The 18750-nt window shown below is 70.4% G+C and carries 17 protein-coding genes and 1 tRNA gene; 15 read left to right on the top strand and 3 right to left on the bottom strand.

What is annotated here, in order from left to right; translation table 11 throughout:
* Window position 1: 1 nt before the first annotated feature.
* Both OG735_RS21425 and OG735_RS21430 read right to left on the bottom strand, forming a co-directional pair.
* Window positions 2-1393: a protein kinase domain-containing protein gene (locus tag OG735_RS21425; protein WP_327324786.1), complete on the bottom strand. Its 1392-nt coding sequence runs from the start codon at window positions 1391-1393 to the stop codon at window positions 2-4.
* 46 nt (window positions 1394-1439) lie between these two features.
* A complete protein-coding gene (locus OG735_RS21430) occupies window positions 1440-1988 on the bottom strand; it encodes a helix-turn-helix domain-containing protein (protein ID WP_327324787.1) in 549 nt (182 codons plus the stop codon).
* A gap of 177 nt (window positions 1989-2165) precedes the next feature.
* Between OG735_RS21430 and OG735_RS21435 the strand changes: the two genes are divergently transcribed.
* From OG735_RS21435 to OG735_RS21455, 5 genes are all read left to right on the top strand, one after another.
* Window positions 2166-2238: transfer RNA gene (locus tag OG735_RS21435), tRNA-Ala, on the top strand.
* A 727-nt stretch (window positions 2239-2965) separates the two neighbouring features.
* Window positions 2966-4114: a stearoyl-CoA 9-desaturase gene (locus OG735_RS21440; RefSeq protein WP_327324788.1), complete on the top strand. Its 1149-nt coding sequence runs from the start codon at window positions 2966-2968 to the stop codon at window positions 4112-4114.
* A 33-nt stretch (window positions 4115-4147) separates the two neighbouring features.
* Window positions 4148-4630 carry a cobalamin-dependent protein gene (locus tag OG735_RS21445; protein ID WP_327324789.1) on the top strand — a complete coding sequence of 161 codons (483 nt, stop codon included), beginning with the start codon at window positions 4148-4150 and terminating at the stop codon, window positions 4628-4630.
* Window positions 4627-6096 (top strand): methylaspartate mutase, encoded by a 1470-nt coding sequence (locus OG735_RS21450; RefSeq protein WP_327324790.1) that lies wholly within the window; start codon window positions 4627-4629, stop codon window positions 6094-6096. The genes OG735_RS21445 and OG735_RS21450 overlap by 4 nt, the downstream gene beginning before the upstream one ends.
* A complete protein-coding gene (locus OG735_RS21455; RefSeq protein WP_327324791.1) occupies window positions 6065-6982 on the top strand; it encodes a quinone oxidoreductase family protein in 918 nt (305 codons plus the stop codon). Before OG735_RS21450 ends, OG735_RS21455 begins: the two co-directional genes overlap by 32 nt.
* Window positions 6983-7083: 101 nt before the next feature.
* Here OG735_RS21455 and OG735_RS21460 read toward each other — a convergent pair whose 3' ends face one another.
* On the bottom strand, window positions 7084-7971 hold the full coding sequence (locus OG735_RS21460; protein ID WP_327324792.1) for a helix-turn-helix transcriptional regulator: 888 nt from the start codon (window positions 7969-7971) through the stop codon (window positions 7084-7086).
* A 320-nt stretch (window positions 7972-8291) separates the two neighbouring features.
* Here OG735_RS21460 and OG735_RS21465 point away from each other — a divergent pair, with 320 nt between their 5' ends.
* The 10 genes from OG735_RS21465 to OG735_RS21510 all read left to right on the top strand — a co-directional run bounded on the left by OG735_RS21465 (window position 8292) and on the right by OG735_RS21510 (window position 18740).
* Window positions 8292-9374 (top strand): N-acetylneuraminate synthase family protein, encoded by a 1083-nt coding sequence (locus tag OG735_RS21465; RefSeq protein ID WP_327324793.1) that lies wholly within the window; start codon window positions 8292-8294, stop codon window positions 9372-9374.
* A 4-nt stretch (window positions 9375-9378) separates the two neighbouring features.
* Complete coding sequence (locus OG735_RS21470; protein ID WP_327324794.1) at window positions 9379-10191, top strand: SDR family oxidoreductase; 813 nt, start codon at window positions 9379-9381, stop codon at window positions 10189-10191.
* 25 nt (window positions 10192-10216) lie between these two features.
* Window positions 10217-12127 carry a transketolase C-terminal domain-containing protein gene (locus OG735_RS21475; protein ID WP_327324795.1) on the top strand — a complete coding sequence of 637 codons (1911 nt, stop codon included), beginning with the start codon at window positions 10217-10219 and terminating at the stop codon, window positions 12125-12127.
* Between the two features lie 78 nt (window positions 12128-12205).
* Window positions 12206-12880 carry an RraA family protein gene (locus OG735_RS21480; protein ID WP_327324796.1) on the top strand — a complete coding sequence of 225 codons (675 nt, stop codon included), beginning with the start codon at window positions 12206-12208 and terminating at the stop codon, window positions 12878-12880.
* On the top strand, window positions 12880-13758 hold the full coding sequence (rfbD, locus tag OG735_RS21485) for a dTDP-4-dehydrorhamnose reductase (protein WP_327324797.1): 879 nt from the start codon (window positions 12880-12882) through the stop codon (window positions 13756-13758). Before OG735_RS21480 ends, rfbD begins: the two co-directional genes overlap by 1 nt.
* Window positions 13759-13815: 57 nt before the next feature.
* On the top strand, window positions 13816-15159 hold the full coding sequence (locus OG735_RS21490) for a D-arabinono-1,4-lactone oxidase (protein ID WP_327324798.1): 1344 nt from the start codon (window positions 13816-13818) through the stop codon (window positions 15157-15159).
* A complete protein-coding gene (locus tag OG735_RS21495) occupies window positions 15156-15929 on the top strand; it encodes an HAD family hydrolase (RefSeq protein ID WP_327324799.1) in 774 nt (257 codons plus the stop codon). The genes OG735_RS21490 and OG735_RS21495 overlap by 4 nt, the downstream gene beginning before the upstream one ends.
* Window positions 15926-16894 carry a branched-chain amino acid transaminase gene (locus OG735_RS21500; RefSeq protein ID WP_327324800.1) on the top strand — a complete coding sequence of 323 codons (969 nt, stop codon included), beginning with the start codon at window positions 15926-15928 and terminating at the stop codon, window positions 16892-16894. The genes OG735_RS21495 and OG735_RS21500 overlap by 4 nt, the downstream gene beginning before the upstream one ends.
* Window positions 16891-17895 carry a quinone oxidoreductase family protein gene (locus OG735_RS21505; RefSeq protein WP_327324801.1) on the top strand — a complete coding sequence of 335 codons (1005 nt, stop codon included), beginning with the start codon at window positions 16891-16893 and terminating at the stop codon, window positions 17893-17895. Before OG735_RS21500 ends, OG735_RS21505 begins: the two co-directional genes overlap by 4 nt.
* Window positions 17892-18740, top strand: a complete 849-nt coding sequence (locus OG735_RS21510; RefSeq protein ID WP_327324802.1) for an aldo/keto reductase — start codon at window positions 17892-17894, stop codon at window positions 18738-18740. Before OG735_RS21505 ends, OG735_RS21510 begins: the two co-directional genes overlap by 4 nt.
* Window positions 18741-18750 lie beyond the last annotated feature (10 nt).

An 18750-nucleotide genomic window follows, 5' to 3' on the forward strand; every position in this document is an offset into this window, starting at 1 on the left:
TTCAGGCCTGGGTCAGCGCCCAGATGCCGACCGCGAAACAGAGCAGCGCAATGACCAGCACCGGGACCGCAACCTTCGGGGGCGGTCCCGGTCGCTTGTGGGCCGCCTGCGGAATTGGTGCGTGCGAGAGCGGAACCTGCGGGCTCTGAGCGGTGTAAGCACGAGTAAGAGCTTGTTCGTACCGCACCGGGGCAGTCGGGGCGGTCTGCGCGGTCGGGGACTGCGCGGGATGTTCGAGCGCCGGAGTGTGAAGGGGGGAGGCTCTGTGCACCGGTACGGGTGTGGGCGTGGGGGTCGGCGTTGGTTCCGCAGCCGCAGGCATGGGGGGAGGCGTGGACGGCTGTGCCGTGTACGGGAGTTGTGCGGGCGGCTGCTGGGGTGGTGGAGCCAGATGGAAGCTTCCCGTCTCCGACGGCGGGAGCGGCTGCTGTACGGGAGCCTGGGCGGACTGTTGTACGGGCGCCTCAGCGGCCCGCTGGCCTGTCCGGCCTGCCTGGCCTGCCTGGGGGGTCGTTGCGGGGCCGGTGGGGCCGAATCCGGCGGGAAGCGGCCCGATCTGGTCGAAGACCTCGACCGGCTCTTCGTCGGCGCCGGCGTCCGGAAGCATCTCGACGGCGGCCGTGAGCGCCTTGCGAGCTCCCGTGGCGGTACGGAACCTGACCTGCGGATCGGGCTGCAGCAGACCGGCCAGTACCTGCCACAGCGGCTCCGGGATGCCTTGGGGAGCGCCCGGGGTGCCGTTGTTGGCGAAGTGCTCGACCAGAGCCCTGGAGTCGGGCTTCTGGCCCTGGAGGAGATAGAGCGCGACCAGACCGACCGCAAAGAGATCGGCCGTGAAGTCCGGCTCCGCACCGAGCATCTGCTCGGGCGCGAGATAGCCGGGCGTGCCCACCACATAGTTGGTCTCGGTGAGGCGCGGCTCGCCCTTGCGCATGGAGATCCCGAAATCGGACAGCCGTAGATGCGGCCGCCCGGTTCCGGTCGCCTCGAGCAGGATGTTGGCCGGCTTGATGTCGCGGTGCACGACCCCCTCCGCATGCACCGCGGCCAGTCCGGACAGCAGCTGATCGAGCAGGGTGCAGACAAAGCGGGGCGGCAGCGGTCCGTAGTCGCCGATGACGTGCGCCAGCGATCCGCCGCTCACCAGATCCATGGTGAACAGCACCTTGTCGTCGTCCGCGGCCCAGCTGGCCGGGGCGAGGACATGCGGGTGATCGATCCGCAGGGCCTGCTCGCGGACGAAGCGCAGCAGCGTGTGCGCATCGCTCTGCTGCAGCACCTTGGCTGCCACATAGCGTCGGCGCCGGTGGTCCCAGGCACGCCAGACCGCGCCGACACCACCGCGTCCGATCGGGTCGATCAGTTCATACCGACCAGCGAAGACCTCACCCATTGCGCTGCGCCCGCTCCCCGTTCCCTCGTGAGGCCTTCCGCCTCGGTCAGCTCTGGTGCGACTCGTAGTGGGCGACCGCGTCGGCGGTGCGACCCGCGCCGTACACTCGGAGGAACTCTGCCAGTTCCGGGTGGCTCGGTGCGAGGGAGTCCGCCGCATCGATGATGTCGCCCGCGGCCGCCACCGACCGCAGCAGCGACTGGATCTCGCGTACGACACGGCGCACCGTCGGCGCACCCGAGCTGCTGGTGCTCTGGCTGGTGCCGGTCAGAACGGAGCCGCCCTGCGACTTCTTGACCTCTTCCATCCGGTCGGTGGCCTCGACCGCGCTGACACTGCCGTCGGCGACCTGACTCGCCAAGTCCTGCAGCGCCTGGACCCGTTGGACCACCGCGGGATTGCCGATCTTGGCGCGCTGGCCGCTCATCAGCTGGGAGAGCATCGGAGCCGAAAGACCGAGCACCGCCGCGAGCCGGGCCTGGTTCAGACCCAGATCATCGATGAGCCGGCGGAAGAGCGCCCCCAGAGGCTCTCCGTACCAGCTGCGCTGCAGCTCTCTGGCTCTTGCGGTCGTTTCCTGCTGAGCTGCGTCCATCGCGTCTCCCCATCGCTTCCCCAAGCGGGCTTCGCTGCTGCGAACCACGTCGAGCATCCTACGGAGAGTGGTCGCCGACCGGGAGTCCCAATCCTTTTGCAGAATCCCGGGGGTGACCCGGTACTCTGGTCTGCGGCGGTGGCCGAGGACGTTGTCCTCGGTCGTGCCCACCCATCCGGGGCCTTAGCTCAGTTGGTAGAGCGCTGTCTTTGCATGGCAGATGTCAGGGGTTCGACTCCCCTAGGCTCCACATCTTGAAAACCCCCTCTGACCTGCGGAAACGTAGATCGGTGGGGAGTTTTGCCCGATAGTGCAGACGAAACGGTCCGGATCATGATCCGGACCGTTTCGCTGTGTCCGGTGGCCTTTGGGCGATGTCCGGTGGTGCTGTTGCCCAAGCCGACTTCCGTGCGGTGGCCCCCCGGGCCTGGAACGGGGGCGGCACGGTGATCAGCGGCCTGCGGGACTGGGGACCGCGCGGCGTTGGCCCGCCCGTTCTGTCCAAGTCCACTTCTGGCCTGTCTCTTTGTGGACATCACATTCCCGCGCCCCGCCCTGCCCATTGGTGACAGTATTTGGGCCAATTGCAATTCGCCGCTGTCGGCAGGCGGTCAATTGATGGGGGAAACGCATGTCAGGTCGTATTCACCTGGCCGCGATCGCGGCATTCACGAGTGTGCTGATCACAGGCGGTGGCGCTGCAGCCTCGGCCGCAGGTGGCGGCACCGTATGGGGCAGTGCGCGTCCGGTTTCCGGGGGTGTTGTCGCTGATACGGGATGGGACGTTCCTGTTCCGCATTCCGGCGGATTCACCGATGACACAGGGTGGGACTGAAACACCTGAGGTTTCGGCGTGAGTGATCCATCGGCCCGGGCGGGGGGAATTCCGGCCCGGGCCGTGTGACGGAAACTCCGAGAGGGGCAGGATGGCGGCCGAGTCACCACGGTCGGAGCGAGCCGACGAGAACCACGGGGGAATGGACCCCCGGGAAACGATGCGGGTCCTGCCCGGATTTCTGCAGCACCGGCTGACATTGTTCACTGGAAAACCAATTATCGGCCAGAAATCGCCCGGGTGGACTCCCAGCTACCACCTGATCGCCGCCGCGGGGGCGATGGCGGCCGGTGCCGCCCTCTCCGCCGCGGCCTGGACGCTGGCGGGCTGGTGGCTGCTCCTGCTGCCGGCCGGCTGGGCCGTCACGCTGCACGGTATGCGCAATCTACGCATGATGATCTTCCATCAGTGTTCGCACCGCAATATGTACCGCCGCCGCACCGCCGACCTTGTCATCGGCCGGGCCGTCTCCTCCGTGCTGGTGATCCAGAACTTCGAGCGCTACAGCCGCGAGCATGTGGCCGACCACCACGCCGCGCACCACATGACGCTCCGCGACCCCACCGTGCAGGCCTTCCTGATCAGCCTGGGCCTGACGCCGGGGATGACGCGGCAGGCGATGTGGCGGCGGGTGCTGGGCAGGATGTTCTCGCCGCTCTTCCACCTCCAGTTCGCGGTGGCACGGGCGCGGTCCTTCTGGAGCGCCTCGGCGTCGGCCGAGAAGGCCACGGCGGGAGTGCTGTACGGAGGCCTGACCGTCGCCACCGCCGTCACGGGCACCTGGCCCGCCTTCCTGGTCGTGTGGTGCGTGCCGCTGATTCCGCTGTTCCAGATGAGCAACATCCTGCGGCTCTGCGTGAAGCACACCTTCCCCCCGGTCGGCACCGAAGTGCGGCGTGGCCGGGAGTACTTCGCGAGCCTGACCAACGCCATATTCATCGGCGAGGCCGCACCCGCGCGGCAGGGGGCCGGCGCGTGGTGCCGGTGGACGGTGCGGATGCTCTTCGTGCACGCCCCTGCCCGCTACCTGGTGCTCACCGGTGACACCGTCGTGCACGACTACCACCACCGGTATCCGGCGAGCAGGGAATGGCACGACTACCTCTTCGCCCGGCAGCGCGACCTGGAGACGGGGCACCACGGATGGCCCGCGTACGAGCACGTCTGGGGGCTCGTCCCGGCCATCAACAGGGTCTTCGACTCGATCGCCGTGGCGGACCCGGAGGAGTACGACGCCGGGCGCATCGCCTCGGTGAGCAAGCGGGAACTTTTCGCCGCGTTCGACGACTGACGGGCCGGCATCAGCCATCAGGAACGGATCACCATGACGGAGCAGCCGGTGCACCAGCACGATCAGAACCAGGAGCGACGGTCGGTCATCCTCGGCGTCGCCGCCAGTGACGCGCACGCCGTGGCCAACCATCTCATCGCCCACTCCCTGCGCAGCATCGGCTTCCAGGTGATCAACCTGGGTACCTGCACCCCCGTGAGTGAGTTCGCGGCCGCCTGCGCCGAGCACCCGGAGGCCGAGGCGGTGATCATCGGCAGTCTCAACGGTCATGCTCAGGAGGATCTGCGGGACTTGCCGGCGGCCAAGAAGTCCGGCGCCATCGCCTGCCCGGTCGTGCTCGGCGGGAACCTCTCGGTGGGCAGCCACAAGGAGACCGCCGCGCTGGACAGGCTGTACGCGCTCGGGGTGGACTACATCCTCGATGACCCCTCCGAACTCCCCGACGTACTCGACCGGTTGCGCGACGAGCGAAGGTCTGCCGCCGACGCAGCCGCCCGGTCGCGCGCCGCGTCATGACCGACGGAGCGCGGCTGCCGCCCCTCGCGGAGTCGGTCGGCTACATCCGGTCGGTGGGCAAGGAGTCCGCAGCCGACGTACTGTCCCGGGCTCGGGCGTCCGGCCGCCTGGCGGTGCAGCCCCGCTGCGGGGTCGGCGGGCACGACGCCATGCGCGAGCTGCTGACGGAGCTGGCCGCGGAGGGCGCCCCCGATCTGCTCACCATCACCATCGACTCCCACACCCGGCTGGGCAACTTCGAGCGGGCCCGCCGGCTCGCCCATCTCAGCCCGCGCGAACTCAACGGTTATCCGCTGGTGGCACACGGCTGGCAGCGCGGCCGGGAGCTCAACGAGTCGGTGGCTCCGCCCCTGCAGATCCGGCACGGTTCCCCCGACGCGCGGCTGATGTTCGAGGTGGCGGTGGCCGCCGGCATCACCTCGTTCGAGGGCGGTGGCATCTCGTACAACCTGCCCTACTCCAAGGACGTCCCGCTCGCCGATTCGCTCGCCGCCTGGGATGTGGTGGACCGGCGCTGCGGCGATCTCGCGGAGCTCGGGGTCGTCGTCGACCGGGAGCTGTTCGGCACCCTCACCGCGGTGCTGGTGCCGCCCTCCGTCAGTCTCGCCATCAGCGTGCTCGAGGCAGTGTTCGCCGCGCGGGCCGGGGTGCGGTGCATCTCGATGGCGTACCCCCAGGGCGGACAGCTCGCCCAGGACGTCGCCGCGCTGCGGGCGATTCCGCTGCTGGCCGAGCGCTATCTGCCCGACGGCGTGGACGTCCACGCCGTACTCCATGAGTTCATGGGAGTTTTCCCCAAGGAGCGGGGCAACGCCGAGGACCTGATCCTCTACGGGGCGCTGGTCGCCAGGCTCGGGGGCGCGTCCAAACTGCTCACCAAGACCTACCAGGAGGCGTACGGCATCCCGGACGCCGCGGCGAACGCGGCAGGCATCCGGCTGGCCCAGCGCGCCAATTCTCCGCTGCTCGGCTTTGTCGCGCCGAACGAGGAGGAGACTGCCGAGGAACTGGGCTGGATCCTGGCGGAGGTGGCGGAGATTGTGGAGCCCGTCCTCGAACGGCCCGACACGAAGGCCGCGGTGATCGAAGCCTTCGCCGACGGCCGGCTGGACATCCCCTTCAGCGCCAGCAAGCACGCCCGGTCCGAGGTGATTCCCCGACGGGACGCCTCGGGAGCGATCCGCTACCTCTCGGCCGGCCGGCTGCCGCTCTCCGGACGCAGCCTGCGACGCCATCGCGAGCAACTGCGAGCCGGTCCGGGCACGGCGCCCGCGATCGGCTCGCTGCTGGCCGAACTCACCGGTGACATCAACTACTTTCCGCTGTTGTTCGGTGAGACTTCCGGGAATACCGGAGCGAAGCAGCGAGACAAGTCCTTGGGAGGACCCCATGAAAGCCGTCCGAGTACACCGGCCGGGAGGACCCGAGCAGCTCGTGCCCGAGGAGCCGGCGCCGCCCGTCCCTGAGCCCGGCCAGGTCCTGGTGCGCAACGACGCGGTGGGCGTCAACTTCATCGACGTGTACTACCGCGACGGCAGTTACCCCAGCGAACTCCCTTTCATCCCCGGGCAGGAGGCCGCCGGCACGGTCATGGAGACCGGCGAGGGTGTCACCGGCTTCGCGCCGGGCGACACCGTGGCGTACGCGACCCACCGCGGCGCCTACGCCCGGACCGCGGCGGTGCCCGCGGGCAAACTGGTCCCGGTGCCCGACGGGGTTGCGGCGCGCGATGCCGCCGCCGTGCTGCTGCAGGGCCTGGCCGCCCACTATCTGACCCATGACACCCACCCGGTCGGCGCGGGCGAGACGGTCGTGGTGCTGGCCGCCGCGGGCGGCCTCGGCCGACTGCTGGTGCAGCTGGCGGCGCACCGCGGTGCGACGGTGATCGCGGTGGTGTCCGGTGCGGAGAAGGAGAAAGCGGCCCTGGAGTCGGGAGCCCGGCACGCCCTGCGCTACGAGGGCTTCGGCGAGCGGGTGCGCGAGCTCACCGGTGGCGCGGGCGCGCAGGTCGTCTACGACTCCGTGGGCGCGGCCACGTTCGAGGACAGTCTGCGTGCGCTGGGGCGGCGCGGGATGCTCGTGCTGTGCGGGGCGTCCAGCGGGCCGGTACCCCCGCTCGACACGGGGCTGCTGCGCTCCGGCGGATCTCTGTATGTGACGCGGCCGACGCTCGGCGACCATGTGCCGGACAGCGACGCGCTGCGGGCCCGCGCGGCGCAGGTCTTCGCCCTGCTCGCGACGGGCGCGATCCGGCCGCTGGTCTCGCGGGAGCTGCCGCTGGAGCGGGCGGCGGAGGCACACCGTCTGCTGGAGGACCGCGCCACCATCGGGAAGCTGCTGTTGCTGCCATGAGTGCTGAGCGCCGAGATCTGACCGCCGAGGTCTGAAGACACGTGTGGCCGCCGGTTTCGCCGGCGGCCACCCGCTCGTTTCGGGAGGAAGGCGGGTCCGGATCAGTTGGAGTCGGCGGCCCCGCCGTCCATCTGCGGGCTGGGTTCCGGCTTGACCAGGCCTTGCGCCGCGGCCCGCACCCCGGCCTGGAAACGGCTGGTGGCGCCGAGTTCATCCATGATGCCGGCCATGTAGCGGCGGCAGGTGCGGGTCGCCATGCCCAGCTTGCGGGCGATGACGTCGTCCTTGAGCCCGGTCGCCATGAGCCGCAGTATGGACGTCTTGATCTCTTCCGAGGTACTGGTGTATTCGACATCGCGCGGGTCGTAGGGACTGGCGGAGAGCCACATCTTGTCGTGCATACGCCATAAATGGCCGACGGTGGTCTCATCCGTCACTATCGCGGCCCCCGGCGGGCGACCGCCCACCCGCTCCTGGGGAACGAAGGCCGTCGACCGGTCGAAGATGATCAACCGCTCGTAGATCTCCTCGGCCGTGCGCACCTCGGCCCCCAGGTCGGTGACCTTGCGGGTGTAGGTACGGGTGGCCAGGTTGGCCCGTGCGGTGTGCTGGTAGAGGATCCGCATGGTCACGCCCCGTTCCAGCATCGCCGTGTCACGGGCGACGGCCTCGTTGAGCGCCTCGGGGCTGCGTCCACCACCGGGCTGAATGGTGAACGCCTCACTGGTGCAGCTGCGGGTGGCGGCGGCCAGTTCGCGTCGCACTTCCGCCGGGTCCTCGACCAGCCGCACGGTGGGTGCGGTCTGATGCAGCTGCCGGTACTTGACGTAGATCGGGGCGATCGACCGCATCTGCCGGTGGATCTGGGCGAGTTGCTCGCGGCGCTCGCTGATGCCGGCCTCCAGATGGGCGGAGAGTTCGGCTTCGGCCACCTCCGGGTTCGCGGGGACCGGCGGCTGGTCCGTGCCGGGGGAGATCAGCAGTCTCATCTGGGTCAGTACGGTACGAATGCGCACGGCCTCGGCTGCATCGCACGAGAGTTGCTCAGCGATGTCGCTGTCGGTGAAGACGCCCCGCCGTACTGCGTGGTCGTACGCGGCTACACAGGAAGCGTCCAGTTTGGGAGCATTTTGCCGGTTTGATGTCGCCATATGCCCGTTCCGTCCGAGTCCACTAGTGGACTGGCCATCTTAGGACAGCGCTATACCGCCTGCATTCCTTTTGTCGTGGCCTCGCCGATGGCAGAGTTGTGCTCGGGCCCGCGGAATGTCGTCGAGTAATCCGGAATTGGAAGGAAGACGGCACAGGTATGCGCGAACTTGAGATATCAGACCGCCGAATAGCCGATGACACCGAGGCGTACGTCATCGCCGAGATCGGGCACAACCACGAAGGCAGCCTGGAGAAAGCGGAAGAGCTCTTCCGCCTGGCTGCAGCGGCCGGAGCGTCGGCAGCGAAACTTCAGAAGCGCGACAACAAGGTGTTGTTCACGCGCGAGATGTACAACCAGCCGTACACCGGCCGGAACAGCTACGGCGCCACTTATGGCGCACACCGTGAATTTCTGGAGTTCGGGCGCGACGAGTATCTGCACCTCGCCAAGCTGGCCCAGGAGCTGGGCATCGATTTCTTCTCGACCGCATTCGACATGCCGTCTGTGGATTTCCTGATGGAAATCGATCTCCCGGCGATCAAGATCGCCTCCGCGGACCTCACCAACACCCCCCTTCTCGCCTATGCCGCCAAGACCGGCAAGGCACTGGTCGTCTCCACCGGCGGTGGGACGATGGACGAGGTCAGGCGGGCCGTGGACACGATCCTGCCGATCAACGACCGGCTGGCGCTGCTCCAGTGCACCGCCGTCTACCCGGCCGGCGCCGAGGATCTGCATCTGTCGGTGATCGAGACCTACCGGCGGGAGTTCCCCGACGTGGTGGTCGGCTTCTCCGGCCATGATCTGGGCAACGAGGCGAGCTGCCTGGCGTACGCCGTCGGCGCCAGGGTGATCGAGAAGCACTTCACCCTCGACCAGACCCGTCCCGGCAGCGACCACCACTTCTCGCTCGACCCGCCGCTGCTGGCCGATCTGACCGCGTCCCTGGAGCGCACGCGCCGGACGCTCGGTTCGCCGGAGAAGATGTGCAGCGAGCGCGAGGCCCCGGCCGTGCGCAAAATGGGCAAGAAGCTCGTGGCGGTCCGCGATCTGCCGGCCGGCCACACGGTCACCGCCGAGGACGTCATCGCCAGGTCACCGGGCGACGGCATGAAGCCGTACCGGCTCGACGAGGTGCTGGGCCGCACGCTGCGCGAACCGCTGCCGGCCGACGGTGCCTTCGCGCCCGAACTGCTCGACAGAGCCGACACGGCCGCCGGCGTAGGACGGGCGGGCTGAGGCCGTGCTGTCCGACCTGACCGGCAGAACCGCTGTGGTCGCCGGGGTGGGCGGCAAGCTCGGCAGGGTGTGGACCAAGGCGTTTCTGCAGGCGGGTTCCGATGTCTTCGGGTTCGACCGGGTCGAACCCGAAGAAGAGGTGCTCAAGGAGTTCACCGAGCACAGCCAGGAGGAGGGAGCCGGCCGGTTCGCCTTCCATTACGGGGACGTCACCGACCGGAGCAGCGTCCAGCGTGCCCTCGACGAATGCCTTGCCCGGCACGGCCCGCCCAGCATCCTCGTCAACAACGCGGGCATCGACCAGCCGCCGTCCGCCGCATCGGGCAGCTGGCTCTTCGAGGACATTCCGGAGGAGCTCTCCAGCGCTGTTCTGGACGTCAACGCGGCGGGGGTGCTGCGCACCTGCCAGGTGTTCGGCACGGAAATGGCCCGGCGCGGGCGCGGCTCGGTGATCAACATCGGTTCGCTGTACGGAAGCGTGGCGCCGGACCCACGCTTCTACGACCACATCGAGCTGGATCCGCCGTTCCTCAAGCCGCCCGCCTACGGCATGTCCAAGGCCGGAGTCGCCGCTCTGACCCGCTATCTGGCCACCTTCTGGGGGCCGTCCGGGGTCCGGGTCAACACGTTGTCGCCCGGCGGCGTACTGGGCGGGCAGGACCCGCAGTTCCGCGAGAAGTTCACCGCCCGCGTCCCGCTGCGACGGATGGCCACCGAGGAGGACCTCGTCGGGCCACTGCTGTTCCTCGCCTCCGACATGAGCCGGTACGTCACCGGGACCGAACTCGTCGTCGACGGCGGGTTCGTGTGCTGGTGACCACCCACGACCAACGGAGTCAGCCATGACCACCACCCTGCACTGGGTGCCGGCGGCCGAGTTCGCCCGCGTACGGGAGGGGATCTCCGATCCGTACGACGGCTCGCGTGCTGTGAGCGCACTCAGCCGGATCAACACCCTCTACATGATCATGCGGGCCGGGTCCGGGCACCTGGGCTCCAGTTTCAGTGCCGCCGACATCGTCACGCACCTCCATCTCCACGAGATGCGGCGGCCGTTCGAGGACGACGGCGACGTCTACTTCTCCTCCAAGGGCCATGACGCACCCGGTCTGTACGCGGCGCTCATCGGCCTCGGCGCACTCGACGAGAATCTGGTGCACGGGCTGCGCCGGATCGACGGGCTGCCCGGACACCCCGATGTGCACACCCCGCACATGCCCTTCAACACCGGCTCCCTCGGTATGGGCATCTCCAAGGCCAAGGGCCTGATCCTCGCCGACCGGCTGCACGGCCGGGACCGCCGCATCTACGTGCTGACCGGCGACGGCGAGCTCCAGGAGGGCCAGAACTGGGAGGCGCTCGCCGGAGCCGTACGACACGGGATGCGCGAACTCACCGTCGTCGTCGACCACAACAAGATCCAGTCCGACACCTGGGTGGCCGACGTCAGTGATCTCGGCGACCTGGAGGCGAAGTTCCGCTCCTTCGGCTGGGGGACGCTGCGCTGCGACGGCAATGACCCGCTCGAGCTGGAGGCCGTCTTCCGCAAGCGTGCGGAGAGCTTCCCCGACGGGCCGGCGGTGATCATCGCCGATACGGTCAAGGGCGCCGGCTGCGAGACGTTTGCCGCCACCACGTCCCTGCGGGACGGCGAGTGGATGTACCGCTTCCACAGCGGTGCGCCCTCCGCCGAGGACCATCGTTCCGCGTACGCCCAACTGAGCGCCACAGCAACCGAGCTGCTGGACCGCCACGGCCTCGGGCCGCTGCGGGTCGAGGCCGCGGTCCCCGGTCCCGTACCTGCCGTCGAAGTGGCCGCGAAGCGGCTGCCGCGGGTGTACGGCGAGGCGTTGGTGGAGCTGGCACGCCGGGACGCGCGGGTCGTCGCGCTCGACGCCGACCTGGTCCTGGACACCGGACTCATCCCCTTCTCCGAGGAATTCCCGGACCGCTTCTTCGAATTCGGGATCGCCGAGCAGGACATGGTGTCGGCGGCGGGCGGCCTCGCCGCGGGCGGGCAGCTGCCCTTCGTCCACTCCTTCTCCTGCTTCCTGCACTCGCGGCCCAACGAACAGATCTACAACAACGCGACCGAGGGCCGCAGGGTCGTCTACACCGGCTCCCTCGCCGGTCTGCTCCCGGCCGCACCCGGCCACTCCCACCAGGCGGTACGGGACATCAGCGCCCTCGGCGCCGTACCGGACCTGCTGGTCCTGGAGCCGGCCAACGCGGCCGGGGTCCGGGCCGCCGTCGAGTTCTGCGCCACCGCCGAGGAGAGCGTCTACCTCCGGCTGGTCAGCGCGCCCGTACGCAGCGAGGTCGACGCACTGCCCGCGGCGCCGCTTCGGGCCGGCCACGGCCGGGTGGTACGGGAGGGCGGGCGCACCGTCGCCGTCGGCTCGGGGCCTGTCGTCCTCGCGCAGCTGCTGTACGCGGCCGAACTGCTGACCGCCGACGGCATCGAGCTCACGGTGGTCGAGCTCCCCTGGCTCAACCGGGTCGCCCCCGAGTGGCTCGCCGAACTGGCCTCCGGGGCCGACACATTGACCGTCGTCGAGAACCACTACACGCAGGGCGGGCAGGCAGACACTCTCGCCCGCGCCCTGCTGGAGCTGGGCCTCGCCGCGACTCCCCGCTTCCACGGGATCGGCCTCACCGAGGTTCCCCGCTGCGGCACCGAGTCGGAGGCGCTCGCCGCGCACGGCCTGGACGCCGCGGCGCTCGCCGCCGCACTCCGTGACGACACCCGCTGACACCGGCTGACACCGGCTGACACCCGCTGAGACGCGCCGATCCGCGGCGAAATCCGCGCTGAACAGGAGTACGTACTGATGGAAACCGTCTACAACGACCTCGTACGGCCGCCCAAGGAGATCGTGGACGCCTTCCGCGCGGTCCTGGACGAGTACAGCCCCAGCTGCCTCGTGACCGACGCCCGCCGCCGCGTCGGCGCGATCGGCGGCTTCCAAACCGTGCGCCACGAGCACAAGGTCGTCGGCCCCGCCCTCACCGTGAACCTCTCCATCGACGACCTCGTCGACTGCATGCCGGTGCTTGCCCGCGCCCAGCCCGGCGACATCGTCGTCGTCGCCTGCCACGGCACCCCGCTGACCGCCATGTGGGGCGGGCTGATGTCCACGCTCTCCCTGAAGGCCGGGATCGGCGCGGGCATCGTCGACGGCGCCGTGCGTGACGTCGACGAGATCCGCGACCTGGACTTCCCGCTCTGGTACCGCTCCACCGTTCCGCGGCCCTCGCCGACGGCCGTGCACGACCGCACCGAGCCGGTCCAGGTCAACGTCCCCGTCGTGGTCGGCGGCCAGGTCATCAACCCCGGCGACATCCTCGTCGCGGACGAGAACGGCATCGCAGTCGTCCCGCCCGCGCTCGCCGAGGACGTACTGGAGGGCACCCGCCTCAACATCGGCAAGGAGCGCACCATCCGGGAGAAGATCTCCTCCGGCGCGACCGTGCTGGAGCTGCTCGAAGAGTTCGGTCACCTGTGATGGGTGCTCCCACGCGGCTGTATCTGACCGGGGCGGACGGCATGCTGGGCACCGCCCTGGCCGCCGCCCTGGCCGCCGACCCGGTGACCGGCGGCTGGGACGTGCACGGCGTCTCGGTCAAGGACTTCGACATCGCGGACGCGGCCGCGGTCGGCCGCTCCATCGGGGAGTTCCGTCCCGATGTCGTCGTCCACACCGCCGCGCACGCCGTGGTCGACGACTGCGAGCGGGACCCCACGCTGGCGCTGCGCGTCAACATCGCGGGCGTGCGCAACGTGGCCGACGCCTGCCGGCGCACCGGCAGCCGGCTGGTCCACATCTCCAGCGACTACGTCTTCGACGGGGCCGCCCCGCCGGACGGCGGCTACCGGGAGACCGACCTGCCCAGCCCGCTGAGTGTGTACGGGCTGACCAAGCTGGCCGGCGAGCGCATCTGCGGCCTGCTGGGCGACCGGGCGCTGTCCGTACGCACCTCCTGGCTGTTCGGCGGGGCGGACGAGCGGGTGGACGTGGTGCTGGCCGCACTGAGGCTGGCCGCCGCCGGTGAGCCGGCCGCGCTGGTCGCGGACCAGTACAGCCTGCCGACGTACACCGGGGACCTGGCCCGGGCGCTGGTGTTCCTGCTCACCCGTCCCGAGCCGGTGGCCGGCACCGTCCATGTCGCCAACGCGGGTACGGCCAGCTGGTACGACGTCGGGCTGGCAATGCGCGAACTGCGCCCGGACATGCCCGAGCCGAAGCCGCTGACCATGGCGGAATGCGGTTTCGTCGGCGGCCGGCCGCGCGACTCGTCGCTGTCCACCGAACGGCTGGCCGCCCTGGGGCTGACCCTGCCGCACTGGCGGGACGCCCTGGAACGGTTCTGCGCACGGCACTGACCCGGAGTTCGAGCAGACCAGAGTCCGAGCAGACCAGAGTCCGAGGAGAGGAATACGGTGCAGCGATCCACCTGGCGCACCTGGTCCGGCACGGTCGGCTGCGCTCCCGCGCAGCTCGTCCGCCCCACCGGCGAGGACGAGATCGTCCAGGCGGTACGGGCCGCCGCAGGCAGCGGACTGACCGTGCGGGCGGCCGGTACCGGCCATTCGTTCAACCGCCTGGCGACCACGCCCGGCGTGCTGCTCGACCTCACCTCGTACTCCGGGGTCGTCGCCGTGGACCGCGCGGCCGGGGAGGCCACGGTCCGCGCCGGCACCCCGATCGGCGTCCTCTGTAGGGAACTCGACCGCCAGGGACTGGCGCTGGAGAACATCGGCACGCTCGCCGAGCAGACCGTCGCGGGCGCCCTGTCCACCGGCAACCACGGCACCGGACTGGCCCATCCGCCGCTGTCCGGCCAGGTCACCCGGGTCCGGCTGGTCACCGCGGACGGCGTCGCCCGGGACGTCGGCCCGGGTGACGACCCCGACCTGTGGGGGAGCGTACGGACCGCGCTGGGCACCCTCGGCGTACTCACCACCGTCACACTGCGCTGTGTGCCCGCGTTCAACCTCCGGCTGCGGCTGCACTCCGAGCCGCTGGACGCGCTGCTCGAGCGCTTCACACACTGGGCGGGGCAGAGCGAGCACCCCAGCCTCAACTGGCTGCCCTGGACCGACCGGGTGAGCGTGCGCTCCATCGACCGCACCGACGAACCGGCCACCCCGCGGGCCCCGTTGCGCCGCTATGCGTCCACCCTCGACGAGGTGCGCTGCGGAATCACCGGGCAGGCCGGCCGGGTCGGCGGCGCGGGCACGGTGCCCTGGCTCACCAGCCGCGTCGGCGGCCTGTGGCCCGACTCCCCGTACATCGACACGAGCCACCGGGTCTTCACCTTCCCGCAGCCGGTGCGGTTCCTCGCCATGGAGCACGCACTGCCGCTGGAGCGCACCGCCGACGCGCTGCGCGCCCTGCGGCCCGTGCTGCGCAGGCTGGGCGCGTACTCCCCGTACTCGGTACTGGTACGGGTCAGTGCGGGCGACGACCTGCCGCTGAGCCTCGCGCACGGCCGCGACACCGGCTATATCAACGTCACCGTGCCGCGGACCGCGGGCCAGATCGAGATTCTGCGCGCCGCCGAGCATGTGCTGCGCGAGTACGAGGCCCGCCCGCACTGGGGCAAGGCGCACACGGCGACCGCCGAGGTGCTCGCGCCGCGCTATCCGCGCTGGAAGGACTTCCAGCGGATACGGACGCTGCTCGACCCGGCCGGGGTGTTCTCCAACGAGTACGCGGACAAGGTCCTCGGCCCGGTGCCGGCCACCGCACGCGACAGGGCACCCGCAGGGGCGGCCCAGTGACGGCGGCCGCGGCACCCGGCGCCGTACTCCTCGACTTCGACGGCCTGATCTGCGACACCGAGAGCGCGGGACACCGCGCCTGGCGGGAGATCTACGCCGAGTGCGGCCTGGAGTTCCCGGACGGGCTGTGGCGCTCCATGGTGGGCCGCGCCGACGGCGAACGGCTCGCCGCCGGCCATCTCGCGGACCTGATCGGCGGCGGGGACACGCCCGCCCTGGTGGCCCGCAGGAAGCAGCGCAAGCTGGACCTGTGCCGGAACGAGCCGCTGCGGCCGGGGGTACGCGAGCTGCTCGACGCCGCCCGGGACGGCGGGGTGCCGGCCGTCGTGGTCTCCAGCGCGCCGCACGCCTGGGTGGCTCCGCATCTGGACCGGCTCGGGGTGCGGGACCGCTTCGCGTTCCTGGTGACGGGCGATCTGACGGACCGCCACAAGCCGCACCCGGACCTGTACGAACTGGCGTTGAGCCGCCTCGGCTGCCCGCCCGCCCGGGCCGAGGCATTCGAGGACTCGGCGATCGGGGTACGGGCCGCCCGCGCCGCCGGAGTGCGCTGTGTCGCCGTGCCCAACGCGGTCGGCGATCCGGCGGAACTCGTCCATGCCGACGCCGTACTGCCCTCGCTGAGCGACTACGACCTGAACGACTACGACCCGAGCCACGACGACCTGAACGACTACGGCCCGAGCCACTACGACGTGACCGGCCCCGACCCGACCCGTTACGACCCGCAGGCGGACGGCGTCCGCACCGAAGGGACACCCGCCGTATGACCACCGCAGCCGCACTGGAGGCCCTGGCCAGCCCGGACGCCTCGAACCCCGAGTGGATCTGGCGCTCCGGCGAGCTCGTGCCCTGGGAGCAGGCCGCAGTTCATGTCAACGCGGTCGGCCATGCCTCGGTCGCCGCCGTCTTCGAAGGCATCAAGGCCTACCTCGCCGCCGACGGGCAGCGGCTGCTGGTCTTCCGGCTCGACGACCATCTGCGCCGGCTCGCCGACTCCGCCCGGCTCTGCCGCCTCTCCCTGCCCTACTCCGCGGCGGAACTGCACCGGGCCGTCGTGGAACTGCTCACCGTCAACGGCTACCGGCAGGACGCCTATCTGCGGCCCTGGGCCTTCCCCGGCGGCATCATCAGGGAGCAGATGGTCCCGGCCGACGCGGTCTGCGAAGTGATCGTCGACTCCTGGCCGTTCCGCAGCGCCCTGGACACCGAGCGCGGCTGCCGCGCCGCCGTCAGCTCCTGGCTGCGGGTCGGCGAGTCCTCGATGCCACCGCGCGCCAAGGCGTTCTCGAACTACCACAACGGCCGGCTCGCGATGATGGAGGCCAGGGAGAACGGCCACGACTGGCCGGTCATGCTCAACGAGCGGCACAAAGTCAGCGAAGGAGCGGGCGCCTGCCTCGCCCTCGTACGCGACGGAGTCGTCGCCACCCCCTCACTCAGCAGCGGCGTCCTGCCGGGCATCACCCGGGACACCGCGCTCGTCCTGCTGCGCGGTCTCGGCCTGCAGGTCGAGGAGCGCGAGGTGGACCGCAGCGAGCTGTATCTCGCCGACGAGATCTTCTTCATGGGGACGGCGTGGGAGATCCTGCCCGTCACCACCATCGACGGGCTGACGGTCTCCGACGGCACGCCCGGCCCGGTGACCCGCAGGCTCTCCCAGGCGTACGGCCGGCTGATGCGCGGCGAGGACGACCGTTTCGCCGAGTGGATCACGGAGGTGCCGCTGTCGTGAAGGCCGTGCTGGTACGGGAGTTCGGCGCGCCCGAGGTGTTGCGCGCCGAGGAGGTGGCAGACCCGCGTCCGGCCGCCGGGGAGCTGCTGGTCGCGGTCGAGGCGGCCGGCGTCAACTTCATCGACGTCTACCGGCGGTCGGGCGCCTACCCCGGTCCACTGCCGTTCATCCCGGGCGCCGAAGCGGCAGGCGTCGTCATCGCACTCGGACCGGAGACGGACGAAGCTGCCTGCCGCCACCGGGTCGGCGATCGGGTCGCGTGGGCCAACCAGCCCGGCGGCTACGCCGAACTCGCAGTGATCCCCGCCCACCGGGCCGTGCCCGTCCCGGACGGCCTCACCTGCCGCTCCGCGGCCGCGGTGCTGCTGCAGGGCATGACCGCCCACTACCTGACCCACGACACCTACCCCGTGCGCCCCGGAGACACCGTGCTCGTGCACGCGGCCGCAGGCGGGATGGGGCTGCTGCTCACCCAGCTGGCGCGGCTGCGCGGCGGCCGGGTGATCGGCACCGTCTCCACCGCCGAGAAGGAGAAGGCCGCCCGCGCGGCCGGCGCCTGGCAGGTCCTGCGGCACGGCCAGGACGACATCGCCACGGCCGTACGGGAGCTGACGGACGGAGAGGGGGTCGCCGCGGTGTACGACGGGGTGGGCGCCCCCACCTTCGACGCGAGTCTGGACTCACTGCGGCCCCGCGGCACCCTGGCGGTCTTCGGCCAGGCCGGCGGCCGGGTGCCGCCGGTGGACCTGCAGCGGCTCAACGCCGCGGGCTCGGTGTTCGTCACACGGCCGAATCTCGACCACCACATTGCCACTGCTGGTGAACTGGCTCACCGGGCCGCCGACGTCTTCGGACTCGTCGCCGGCGGCCGGATCGACCTACACATCGGCGGCAGTTTCCCGCTGGAGCGGGCCGGGGAGGCCCACAGGGCCCTGGAGAGCCGCGCCTCCACCGGGAAGCTGCTCCTCACCACCAGCACCACGAACGGAGACACACCATGAGTGACCAGTCGGCCACCTTCGCCCTCGGCGGCGACCTCCCTGTCCACCGTCTCGGCTTCGGAGCCATGCGGCTCACCGGCGACGGCAACTGGGGCCTGCCCGACGATCCCGAGGGCGCGCTCAAGGTCGCCCGCCGGGCGGTCGAACTGGGTGTCGAGTTCATCGACACCGCCGACGCCTACGGCCCGGCAACCAACGAGATGCAGCTCGCCGAGGCTCTCCACCCCTACCAGGACGGCCTGGTCATCGCCACCAAGGCGGGCCAGAGCCGGCCGTCCCGGCGCGAGTGGAAGCCGCTCGGCCGTCCCGAATACCTGCGCCAGCAGTGCGAGTTGAGCCTGCGGTGGCTGCGCGTGGAGCGCATCGACCTCTTCCAGCTGCACCGGATCGACCCACAGGTGCCGGCCGCCGACCAGTTCGCCGCCCTCGCCCAGCTCCAGAAGGAGGGCAAGGTCCGCCACCTCGGCCTCTCCGAGGTCACCGTCGAGCAGATCGAGGAGGCAAAGGCCTACTTCGACGTGGTCAGCGTGCAGAACATGTTCAACCTGACCGACCGTTCGCACGAGGCCGTACTCGACTACTGCACCCGGGAGAACATCGCCTTCATCCCGTGGCTGCCCATCGCACGCGGCGAGCACGCCGCCCCCGGCAGCCCGGTCGCCGGTATCGCCCGGGAGCTCGGCGCCACCCCCGCCCAGGTGGCGCTCGCCTGGCTGCTGCGCCGCTCGCCCGTGGTGATCCCGATCCCGGGCACCTCCTCCATCGCCCACCTGGAGGAGAACATGCGCGCCGCCGAGATCGAGCTCACCGACGACCAGTTCGCGCGCCTGTCCCAGCTGACCTGACCGGAAGGCA

Origin of the sequence: Streptomyces sp. NBC_01210, from assembly GCF_036010325.1 — a bacterium.
Taxonomy (GTDB): domain Bacteria; phylum Actinomycetota; class Actinomycetes; order Streptomycetales; family Streptomycetaceae; genus Streptomyces.

Excerpts from the sequence above, each read along its gene's own strand:
- OG735_RS21425 (WP_327324786.1), bottom strand. The coding sequence starts at position 1,393 with ATGGGTGAGGTCTTCGCTGGTCGGTATGAACTGATCGACCCGATCGGA.
- OG735_RS21430 (WP_327324787.1), bottom strand. The coding sequence starts at position 1,988 with ATGGACGCAGCTCAGCAGGAAACGACCGCAAGAGCCAGAGAGCTGCAG.
- OG735_RS21440 (WP_327324788.1), top strand. The coding sequence starts at position 2,966 with ATGGACCCCCGGGAAACGATGCGGGTCCTGCCCGGATTTCTGCAGCAC.
- OG735_RS21445 (WP_327324789.1), top strand. The coding sequence starts at position 4,148 with ATGACGGAGCAGCCGGTGCACCAGCACGATCAGAACCAGGAGCGACGG.
- OG735_RS21450 (WP_327324790.1), top strand. The coding sequence starts at position 4,627 with ATGACCGACGGAGCGCGGCTGCCGCCCCTCGCGGAGTCGGTCGGCTAC.
- OG735_RS21460 (WP_327324792.1), bottom strand. The coding sequence starts at position 7,971 with ATGAGACTGCTGATCTCCCCCGGCACGGACCAGCCGCCGGTCCCCGCG.
- OG735_RS21465 (WP_327324793.1), top strand. The coding sequence starts at position 8,292 with ATGCGCGAACTTGAGATATCAGACCGCCGAATAGCCGATGACACCGAG.
- OG735_RS21475 (WP_327324795.1), top strand. The coding sequence starts at position 10,217 with ATGACCACCACCCTGCACTGGGTGCCGGCGGCCGAGTTCGCCCGCGTA.
- OG735_RS21480 (WP_327324796.1), top strand. The coding sequence starts at position 12,206 with ATGGAAACCGTCTACAACGACCTCGTACGGCCGCCCAAGGAGATCGTG.
- rfbD (WP_327324797.1), top strand. The coding sequence starts at position 12,880 with ATGGGTGCTCCCACGCGGCTGTATCTGACCGGGGCGGACGGCATGCTG.
- OG735_RS21500 (WP_327324800.1), top strand. The coding sequence starts at position 15,926 with ATGACCACCGCAGCCGCACTGGAGGCCCTGGCCAGCCCGGACGCCTCG.
- OG735_RS21510 (WP_327324802.1), top strand. The coding sequence starts at position 17,892 with ATGAGTGACCAGTCGGCCACCTTCGCCCTCGGCGGCGACCTCCCTGTC.